General features: G+C 74.8%; 6 protein-coding genes and 1 pseudogene. 3 read left to right on the forward strand and 4 right to left on the reverse strand.

Annotated elements, in window-relative coordinates; translation table 11 throughout:
- Nucleotides 1-166: 166 nt before the first annotated feature.
- A complete protein-coding gene (locus AQJ30_RS28145) occupies nucleotides 167-4,819 on the forward strand; it encodes a hybrid sensor histidine kinase/response regulator (protein ID WP_079084347.1) in 4,653 nt (1,550 codons plus the stop codon).
- Nucleotides 4,820-4,941: 122 nt separating this feature from the next.
- Here the strand turns inward: AQJ30_RS28145 and AQJ30_RS28150 are convergent, their stop codons facing one another.
- The 3 genes from AQJ30_RS28150 to AQJ30_RS28160 form a co-directional block, all read right to left on the reverse strand.
- Nucleotides 4,942-6,588: a long-chain fatty acid--CoA ligase gene (locus AQJ30_RS28150; RefSeq protein WP_079084364.1), complete on the reverse strand. Its 1,647-nt coding sequence runs from the start codon at nucleotides 6,586-6,588 to the stop codon at nucleotides 4,942-4,944.
- A gap of 240 nt (nucleotides 6,589-6,828) precedes the next feature.
- Nucleotides 6,829-7,380: a SigE family RNA polymerase sigma factor gene (locus tag AQJ30_RS28155; RefSeq protein WP_067239540.1), complete on the reverse strand. Its 552-nt coding sequence runs from the start codon at nucleotides 7,378-7,380 to the stop codon at nucleotides 6,829-6,831.
- A gap of 441 nt (nucleotides 7,381-7,821) precedes the next feature.
- The gene (locus tag AQJ30_RS28160; RefSeq protein ID WP_067239542.1) at nucleotides 7,822-8,136 is read right to left on the reverse strand and encodes a hypothetical protein; all 315 of its coding nucleotides are present in this window, start codon (nucleotides 8,134-8,136) and stop codon (nucleotides 7,822-7,824) included.
- 343 nt (nucleotides 8,137-8,479) lie between these two features.
- Between AQJ30_RS28160 and AQJ30_RS28165 the strand changes: the two genes are divergently transcribed.
- Nucleotides 8,480-9,400 (forward strand): bifunctional DNA primase/polymerase, encoded by a 921-nt coding sequence (locus AQJ30_RS28165; RefSeq protein ID WP_067239543.1) that lies wholly within the window; start codon nucleotides 8,480-8,482, stop codon nucleotides 9,398-9,400.
- A gap of 113 nt (nucleotides 9,401-9,513) precedes the next feature.
- Here AQJ30_RS28165 and AQJ30_RS28170 read toward each other — a convergent pair whose 3' ends face one another.
- Complete coding sequence (locus AQJ30_RS28170; RefSeq protein ID WP_067239545.1) at nucleotides 9,514-9,714, reverse strand: hypothetical protein; 201 nt, start codon at nucleotides 9,712-9,714, stop codon at nucleotides 9,514-9,516.
- A gap of 158 nt (nucleotides 9,715-9,872) precedes the next feature.
- Here AQJ30_RS28170 and AQJ30_RS28175 point away from each other — a divergent pair.
- Nucleotides 9,873-10,169: pseudogene (locus AQJ30_RS28175) on the forward strand (UTRA domain-containing protein); the annotation flags it as partial.
- Nucleotides 10,170-10,198: the final 29 nt, after the last annotated feature.

Genomic DNA, 10,198 nt, shown 5'->3' on the forward strand with positions numbered 1-10,198 from the left:
CGTGCACGTGTCCACCGCTCGGGTCATCTCCTCGTGCGAGGTCGCTCTCATCCGGCGCCGCTCGCACAACCCCAGCCCTTAGACTCCCTCGCGTGACACCCCGCGGGCCCCTTGGCAAGATGGCCCGAGCGGTCGGCAAGGTGCGGTAACAGGGAGGAAGCGTCTCGTGAGCAGCAGGCCATCCCGAGGCGCTGCTCGCCTCGCAGCCATACTCGACGCGCTTCCCGACGCGTTGGTCCTGGTCAACGCCAACGGAACCGTCGTCAACGCCAACACCATCGCCCTGGAGGCCTTCGAGACGCCGGGCACCGCGCTCGTCGGGCGCGGGCTGCTCGACCTGCTGCCGGAGTTCGACTCCAAGCTGATCCCGGGCTCCATGCGGCGGCCCGACCACATGGACCCGCGCGGGCGGACCAAGCCGACCCGGATGATCGCCCGCCGGACCGACGGCACCGAGTTCCCCGTCGAGGTCACCAGCGCCAACCTCGAGAACGGCCAGCAGGCCTACGACGGCCACGGCTACAGCGGCGACGAACTGCTGATGCTGGTCGTGCGGGACCTCACCGGGACCGTGGACACCGAGGCGGAGCTCGCCCGCTCGCAGCGGCAGACCGAGATGATCCTGCGGGCCGCCTCCGAGGGCGTCGTCGGCACGGACACCGACGGGCGCATCGTGCTGGTCAACCCGGCCGCCGCGCAGATCCTCGGGTACCGGGCCAGCGACCTCGGCGGCAAGGAGCTGCACACCCTCGTGCTGCACTCGCGCGCCGACGGCTCGCCGTTCCCGTACGACGAGTCGCCGCTCGCCGACACCCTGCGCTCGGGACGCAAGCACCGGGTGCGCGGGCAGGTGCTGTTCGCCAAGAACGGCGACCGGGTGCCCGTCGACCTCACCACCGCGCCGGTGCGCGACGGCGACCAGCTCGTGGGCGCCGTCATGACGTTCGCCGACCGCCGCCCCTTCGACTCCCTCGCCGCCGAGAAGGCCGACGTCGAGAAGCGGCACGCCGAGGAGCTGGAACGGCTCTCCGAGGAACACGCCTCCGACCTCACCGCGCTGCGCCAGCAGCACGTCACCGAGCTGGAGGAGCTGCGCGAGCGCCACGAGGAGGAACTGGCCGCAGGGGAGGAGCGCTACGCCGCCCTCGGCGAGCGCGAGAAGGACCGGTACGAGGCGCTGGCCGCGCGCCACGACCAGCTCCTCACCCTGCTCGGGCAGTCCCTGCGCGGTCCCCTGGACGAGCTGCGCCGCGAGCTGGCCGCGCTCGCCGCCGACGACGCGGGCCAGCTGTGGCCCGAGGCCAACCAGGTCCTGCACCACCTCTCGGCCGGCTACTCCCGCATCACCACCCTCATCGACAACGTCCTCGGCTACCAGCGGCTGGACACCGGCGAGCAGGCGATCACCCGTACGAAGGTGATGCTCGACGCGGTCGTCGCCGCCGGTGTCGACGGTGCCGTGGAGCTCATCGGGCCGGGCCGCGTGCAGTTCGCGGTGCACGCGCCGCCCATCGAGGCCGAGGTCGACGCGCCCCTCCTCGCCACCGCGCTCGCGCACCTCGTCGCCGACGTCGCGGGTGTCGACGCCACCGGCAACGCGCCCGTCTCCGCGGGCGGTTACATGGACAACACCGTGGTGGTCGCGGCCGCGCAGCGCGGCGAGGTCGTACGGATCGAGGTGCGCGGGCCGTACGCCGGCGGCGACCCGGTGCACGAGCCGATCGTGCGCGGGATCGTGCGCGCCCACGGCGGCGTGCTGCAGACCCACGAGGTGCCCGGGATGAGCGGCAGCGCGTACGTGCTGGAGGTGCCGCTCGGCGGCGGTGCCGGTGCCGTGCCCGCTCCCCCCGTCCCGGCCCCGCTGGAACTCGCCGCCGCCCAGCCCGCGTCCGGTGACGCCCACCCGGCCGACGGCACCCACGCCGACGCCGCCGACCACGGCCCCGGCGGGCGCCGGCGGGCCCGGCGGTCGTCCGTGGACGCCTTCCTGGACAGCGACGTGCCCGCTGCCGCCGAGCCGGAGGCCGGGGTGCCGACAGGGCGCCGCCGTCGTCGCGGCCCGGCCGCCGACGAGCCGGCCGCGCCCCTCCCGCCAGAGGCCGACGCGCCCGCGGAGGGCGGCCCGGTCGGGTCCGGGCGCCGGCGCGGACGGCCGGCCGGTGACGTCGACGGCGCGGACGCGCCCGGTGTCGCGGGCGCGCTCCCCGCCGGTCCGGTGGGTGCGGGCGTCCCGGGTGTCGGGGTGTCGGAGGGTGCCGTGCGCACCGCCGCGGAGCACGCCGCGGGGACCGCTGCCTCGGGTACGGGGCTCGGCGGCACCGTTCCGCCGCAGGGGGTGCCCGTGCCGGGCGCGCCCTCGGGGCGGCGCGCGCGCCGCCCCGTGGAGCAGGCGCCGCAGGGCGGGCCCGGGCAGGAGCAGCACGCGCTGCCGCCCGCGCTGCCCGCCGTCGCCGGACCGCAGGGCGGCGAGTCGGGCGAGGCCGGTACGGCGGGGGAGGCCGCCCAGCCGACCGGGCGCCGGCGGCGTGCCCTCGCCGCCGCCCAGGAACGCGCCGCCGCGCAGGAGGCGGGACCGCGCGCGGTGTTCGCCCTGCCGCCCGCGGACGCGGACCGTGCGGAAGGGGACATCGCGGCCGAGGCCGTCGACGTACCGGTGCCCGGTGGCGCCGCGGCCGGGGCGGCCGGGCCCGTCGCCGGTGCGCCCGTGCCGGGGAGTGCCGTCCAGGTGCCCGGTGTGCTGCCGCTGCCCGGGACTCCCCTGCCGGGGGTGCCGGTCGCGGGTGCGCTGCCCGGGCAGGTCCCCGTGCAGGTGCCGCTGCCGGTGCCGGGTCAGGCTCAGGCCGCCGGTGCGCCGGTGGCCGTCCCGCCGCAGGTTCCCGGCCAGGCCGTTCCCGTGGCGGTGCCGCTCCCGGGGCAGCCGGCCGGCCCCGTCGGCACCGGTGCCGACGCGGACCACGGCCGTCACGACGCCGTCCCGCTCGACCAGGCCGACGACCACACCCCGCCCCAGCCGCACCCCACCACCGCGCCGACCGGACGCCGCCGCCGGGCCGTCGCCGCCCCGCCGCCCGCCGAGGTGGGCGCGGAGGCGCCGGGGCAGCCGAACCCCGCCGTCGGTCCGGCTCCGGCGGTCCCGGTCCAGGTGCCGCAGCAGGTTCCGGCGCAGGCGCAGGCGCTGGGGCAAGCGTCCTCGCCGGTGCCGGCTCCGGCTCCGGCGGCCGTGCAGGCTCCCGGGCAGGTGCCCGGTTCCCCCGGTGCGGTGCAGTTGCCCGCCCAGCAGGGCGCCAAGGCTCCGGCGCCGGGGGCGCAGCCCGTCCCCGGGCAACCCGTCGTACCCGCTCAGGGGCAACCCGTAGGACCCGGACAACCGGTTCCGGCGGCGCAGCCCGTCGTGCCGGGGCAGCCCGTACCCCCCGTACCTCCGCAGGGTCAGGCCCCCGCGCAGATCCAGCCGCAGGCGCCCGCCCCGGCCCAGCCGCTGCCCGCCGAGGCGGTGCCCGGTGTGCCGGGCGGGACTCCGGCGGCGGGGACGCCGTTGCCGCCCGAGGCCGCGGGGGCCGCGGCGCGGGCCGCGCAGCCGTTGCCCGCGGAGGCCGGTGCGCCGGTCGACCCGAACTCCACGCAGGGCCGGGCGATCAGCGTGCGGACGCTGGGGCAGGGCGTGCCGTTCACGCGGCAGGCCGTGCAGGTGCAGCAGTCCGGCCCCTCCGCCACGGCGACCCCGCCCCCGCACGCCCCGGGCGGCTCCGGGCGGCGCCGCAAGCTGGGCACGCCCCCCGACCCGGCCGCCCGCCAGCACCCGAACGGCACGGCCGGCGAGCAGGGCCCGAGCCCCGTACCGACGGCGCCCGCCCCGGCAGCCGCGCCGCAGACCGCCGTACCGCAGGCGCCACAGTCGCCCCAGGCATCCCAGCCCGCGCACCCCTCCCTGGCCGGTCAGTCGCGGCTCACCACGCCCGGGACCGAGGGTGCGGGGCGGTCGTACGCCATAGGGGCGCCGGACGAGAACGCCGCCGAGGGGCCCGAACCGCTGGACGGTCCCGGCGGGGCCGTCGAGGTGGCGGACACCCCGCGCCCGCAGCCGATGGACGACGAGCTGCCGCCGGAGCCGCTGGACAACCCGCGGCGGCTGCTGGTGTGGCCGGCGCCGGACGTCAGCACCCAGCAGGCGCTGAGCGACCGCGGGTACCGGCCGGTCATCGTGCACTCGCGCGAGGAGGTGGACGCGCAGATCGCGGCCTTCCCCGCCGCGCTGTTCGTCGACCCGCTGACCGGGCCGATCACCCGGACCGCGCTCCAGGCGCTGCGCCAGGCCGCGGTGGCCGCCGAGGTGCCGGTGATGGTGACGGCCGGGCTCGGCCAGGCGACGCGCGAGGCGGCGTACGGCGCCGACCCCGCCGTCCTGCTGAAGGCGCTGGCGCCGCGTGACAGCGAGCAGCACCCGCCGCGCGTGCTGCTCATCGAGGAGCACGCGGAGATCGCGCTGGCGTTGACGGCGACGCTGGAGCGGCGCGGGATGCAGGTCGCGCGGGCCGCGTCCGACAACGACGCGGTGACGCTGGCGGGGCAGTTCCGGCCGAACCTCGTGGTGATGGACCTGATGCAGGTGCACCGGCGGCGGGCCGGGATCGTGGACTGGCTGCGCGCGAACGGGCAGCTCAACCGCACCCCGCTGGTCGTCTACACGGCCGCCGTGGACCCGGCCGACCTGCCGCGGCTCGCGTCCGGCGAGACGGTGCTGTTCCTCGCCGAGCGCTCGACGAGCCCGGAGGTGCAGGGCCGGATCGTGGACCTGCTGTCGCGCATCGGCACCAACTAGCCGCCCGGCGGTCCCCCTCGCGACGGCGGTCCCCCTCGCGGAGGCCGTCACCGGCGAAAACCTGAGGGGCAGCCCCCGGTCCGCACCGGGAACTGCCCCTCAAGTCTGCCGCTCCGCGGGGATCAGCCGAGCTGTGTCACGTCCAGCTCGCCCTGCGCGTACTGCCGGCGCAGCACCTTCTTGTCGAACTTGCCGACGCTGGTCTTCGGCACGGACTCGATGATCGTCCAGCGCTCCGGGAGCTGCCACCGGGCGATGTGGCCCTCCTCGGCGAGGAAGGCGCGCAGCGAGGTGAAGTCGGCGGTGGAGCCCTCCTTGAGCACGACGGTGGCCAGCGGGCGCTCGCCCCACTTGTCGTCGGGGACGGCGACCACGGCGGCCTCGGCGACGTCCGGGTGGGACATCAGGGCGTTCTCCAGCTCGACGGAGGAGATCCACTCGCCGCCGGACTTGATGACGTCCTTGGCGCGGTCGGTGAGGGTGAGGAAGCCGTCGGGGGAGATGGTGCCGACGTCGCCGGTCTTCAGCCAGCCGTCCTCGCTGAACTTGTCGGCGGGGCGCAGCGGTTCGGCGTCCGGGCCGTTGTAGTAGGCGCCGGCGATCCAGGGGCCGCGGACCTCCAGCTCGCCCGCCGCCTCGCCGTCCCAGGGGAGGCGTTCGCCGCCGGGGCCGGTGAGGCGGGCCTCGACGCCGGTGGGGAAGCGGCCCTGGGTGAGGCGGTAGGCGAACTCCTCGTCGGTGCCGACCGCGTGGGCCGGCGGGCGGGCGACCGTGCCGAGCGGGGAGGTCTCGGTCATGCCCCAGGCGTGGCAGACGCGCATGCCCAGCTCGTCGAAGGCCTCCATCAGGGAGGGCGGACAGGCGGAGCCGCCGATGGTGACCTGGGTGAGGGAGGAGACGTCCCGCGGCCGGGCGGTCAGCTCGCCGAGCAGGCCCTGCCAGATGGTGGGGACGGCGGCGGCGTGGGTCGGCTTCTCGCCCTCGATCATCTCGGCGAGCGGGGCGGGCTGCAGGAAGCGGTCCGGCATCAGCATGTTGACGCCGGTCATGAACGTGGCGTGCGGCAGGCCCCAGGCGTTGACGTGGAACTGCGGCACCACGATCAGCGAGGTGTCCCGGTCGGTGAGGCCCATCGACTGGGTCATGTTGACCTGCATGGAGTGCAGGTAGATGGAACGGTGGCTGTAGACCACGCCCTTGGGGTCGCCGGTGGTGCCGGAGGTGTAGCACATGGCGGCGGCCTGGCGTTCGTCCAGCTCGGGCCAGTCGTAGTGCTCGGGCTTCCCGGCGAGGAGGTCCTCGTACTCGTGGACCTGGGCGGTGGCGTCGGCGAGGAGGGAGCGGTCGCCGGGGCCGGAGACGACCACGTGCTCGACCGTCTTCAGGTGCGGGAGCAGCGGGGCCAGCAGCGGGAGCAGGGAGCCGTTGGCGACGATCACGCGGTCGGCGGCGTGCTGGACGATCCAGACCAGCTGCTCGGCCGGCAGCCGCAGGTTCAGGGTGTGCAGGACGGCGCCCATGGAGGGGATCGCGAAGTACGCCTCGACGTGCTCGGCGTTGTTCCACATCAGGGTGGCCACGCGGTCGTCGCCGCGGACGCCGAGGTCCTCGCGCAGGGCGTGCGCCAGCTGGGCGGCTCGGGCGCCGATCTCGGCGTAGGTGCGGCGCTGGGGCCCGCCCTCGCCGGTCCAGGTGGTCACCTGTGAGGTGCCGTGGACCGTCGACCCGTGGGTCAGGATCCTCGAGATCAGCAGCGGTACGTCCTGCATGGTGCTCAGCACGGCGTCCTCCCGGGCGACATTGCCTACGCGGTGGTAACGGATGCGCTGATTCTGCGCACATACCGCGCGGTATGTCACTAGGTGCCGCCGATCGATCAAGTCACGGTACGGCACACCCGGCCTGTCAGGGCTGCGGTCGGGGCTCTCGTCGGGTTCCGGTCGGGGCTTCGGTGAGGCTGAGGTCAGGGTTGAGGTCAGGGCTCCGGTCAGGCTCCGGTCGGGGCTCGGTCAGGCGTGGGCCAGGCTCAGCTCGGGGTCCTCGCGGAGCTTGCCGAGCGCGCGGGAGACCGCCGACTTCACCGTGCCGACCGAGACGCCGAGCACCTCGGCCGTCTGGGCCTCGCTGAGGTCCTCGTAGTACCTGAGGACGACCATCGCGCGCTGCCGGGCCGGGAGCTTGAGGATGGCGCGCCACATCGCGTCGTGCAGCGCCTGCCGCTCGGCCGGGTCGTCGTCGCCCGGGACGGGCTCCGGCTCGGGCAGCTCGTCGACGGCGAACTCGTCCACCTTGCGCTTGCGCCACTGCGAGGTGCGGGTGTTCAGCAGGGCCCGGCGGACGTAGCCGTCGAGGGCGCGGTGGTCCTCGATGCGCTCCCAGGCGACGTACGTCTTGGCGAGCGCGGTCTGGAGCAGGTCCTCCGCGTCGCTGGGGTTCGCGGTCAGCGACCGCGCGGTGCGCAGCAGCACCGGCTGACGGGCGCGGACGTACGACGAGAACGACGGGTACGCCGACGGTCTCGTCATGCCGTGCGAGGCGCTGGTGCAGACGGGTGTGGTCATGGCTCCACGCTAGGAGCGGAGCGGCTCGCGCGGATCGGCCGCAGGTCCAGAAGGGAAGTCCCCCTCAGGTTGTAGGGGTGGTGCCGGCTCCACCTCCTGTAGGTGGACGGACGGGCGGGGAGCCGTGCGGGTTCACCCCTGGGGGCCGGCCGTAGCGGAGCGCGCCGGTGACGAGGCTCGGGCACGCTCGGGGCACGGCTGGCGGCGCGGTCCGGTGGTACGGCCTGGCGGCGCGGTCCGGCGGTACGGCCCTGCGGTACGGCCCTGCGGTACGGTCCGGCGGCGCGGCCCTGCGGTACGACCCTGCGGTGCGGCTGACACGAAGACGTCCGCGCGACGGCGCCGAAGCACCGCCGCGCGGACGCTGTGACTACTACCCCTGAGCACACCGTTCCCCCCGGACGCGCGGGGCCGGGGAAAGGGCCGGCCCCGCGCACCGGATCACAGGAAGAGTGGGAAGAAGGTGACCCCGACGCTGCTGTTGCCCTGGTTGATGGCGGTGAACGCGGATCCGTCGACCTGCGCGGTGCTGTTCTGGTTGGTGGCGCCGGACCCGACGGCGTTCTGCTGGGACGTGGACGAGTTGCCGTTGTTGTTGTGCCCGACACCGCTGCCGACGACGCTCGCGACACCCGCGTTCGATCCGTCGTCCGCGAAGCCGCCGTTGTCCGCCGCCGCGATGCCGGTGAAGAGCACGGCGGCGAGCGGGAGGGCGGAGACGGCGGCGATGACGCGGGCGGTACGGATGCTTGCCATGGTGTTCCTCCAGAACTCACGGACTCAAGTACGGGTCTGGCCAGGGCAGTTGGCCGACCGCCCCGGCGCCTTGACGACGTCGCGAGTCCAGAGTTGCCCAGCGCATACTCGACCAACCACCCCGAAAGGCATGATTCGCACGCAAGCGTGAGGACAAGTCGATAAACCTCCACTGCCACCCTTCCGGGCATCACGCCACACCCCGGGCGCGCCGGATGCGCCCGGAGCCCGCACGGCGCATGAGGGGAAGCGTTCCGCCACGTTTTCGGCCATTCCCTTGCATACCGGCGCGTCGCACACCCTCCCCCTTCCCTTTTTCGAACGCGTGTACGAAACTCGATCCATGGCCACCACCGACCGGTACGCCCGCGCCCGGCATCCCGGGCACTCCCGGCAGGCCACGACGCTGGCCCTCGCCCACGCACTGTCGGCCGCCGAACGCGGCTTGGCGGTCATCCCCCTGTCCCGGACCAAGCTCCCGGCCCTGCGCTCCCCGCACCGCGACACCCCCGAACCCCCGGCGGGACCGCCGTGCCGCGGCGAGTGCGGACGCCTCGGCCACGGGGTGTACGACGCGTCCGCCGACCCGGCCCGCGTGCGGGAGATGTTCGCCGCCGCGCCGTGGGCGACCGGCTACGGCATCGCCTGCGGCCTACCGCCCCACCACCTCGTCGGCATCGACCTGGACACCAAGACGGGCACGAACTCCTCGACGGCCCTGCGCGAACTGGCGCTGCGGCACCTGTTCACCATCCCGCCGACGGTCGTGGTCGTGACCCCGTCGGGGGGCCGCCACCTGTGGCTGACGGGGCCGCCGGACGTGGCGATCCCCAACTCCGCGAGCCGGCTGGCCCCCGGCATCGACGTCCGCGGCGCCGGCGGCTACCTGGTCGGCCCCGGCTCCCGCACCGACCACGGCGTCTACGCCACCGCCCCGGGCACGGCCCACCTGCCCCCGGCGCCCTGCCCGCGGGCCCTGCTGCACATCCTGCTCCCCCCGCCCCGCCCGGCGACCACGGCTGCCGCCCCGTCCCCCGAGGACACCCACGGCCACGGCCTGATCCACTTCGTCCTCGCGGCCCACGAGGGCCAGCGCAACACCCGCCTCTTCTGGGCAGCCTGCCGCGCCTACGAGAACGGCATCGGCCCGACCCTCTCCGAGCCCCTGATCCAGGCAGCCGTCCACACGGGCCTCACCCCGAGAGAGGCCCGCTCGACGGTGGCTTCGGCGGCGCGGATGACGGGGCGGCGGGGGGTGGGGTGAGGGAAGCTCCGCGCGCGTGGGGGACGAGCGAGGCTTCCCCGGCGGGGCGCACTACCTCGCCGGGCCCTTGAATGTCCGGATCCAGAGCCGACTGCCCATGAGGTGTTCGGTGTTCAGTGCTCGTGGCCGTGCTTGTGAAGTGCTGCAGCGGCCCGGAACCGGATGCGCCCGCAGCGGTCGCGCTCCGCGTCGGCAGCGTCCTCCGGGCAGCAGCAGTGCTGGGACAGCCAGCGCAGGTCGTCAGGGTCCAGCCAGAGAGGCACACGCCCCTTCTCCTGCTCACTCTCCGGGTCGGTCGGTACAGCGTCGGCCATGAGCGGAGCGTACTCCCGCCGTCGTCGGCGACACCTAGAACCCGCGTGAAGGGGAAGGCCACCCGCAACCTCGCCGGGCGCCCCCGCACGAGTGCCTCCACAGCACTGGACCGCCGCCGGGGTACCTTTCCCGCCCATCTCAAGGTCCCGGAAGCTCCCTGTGCACACACTGCCTTCCTGCTGTCCGAGACACGGCGATTGCCCAGCGGAACACGGGCCCGGGAGGCAGTTACGCCCGCCTGGCCGAGCTGGGAGCAGAACCGGTGGCGTTCTCCGAGGAGCTTCGGGCGCGGATGCCGAGCGAGGATGAGCGCACCGCCCCGAACCTCGCGGCCGGCACTCCGGTCCTGGAAATCTGCCGCACCGCCTTCACCGAGGACGAGCGCCCCGTGGAGGTCAACCAGATGCTCCTGGACGCCGGTTCGTACGTCCTGGAGTATTGCCTGAGCAGCTGAGCTGTTACAGGAATCTCTACCTCATCAAG

Origin of the sequence: Streptomyces longwoodensis (assembly GCF_001514125.1) — a bacterium.
GTDB lineage: Bacteria > Actinomycetota > Actinomycetes > Streptomycetales > Streptomycetaceae > Streptomyces > Streptomyces longwoodensis.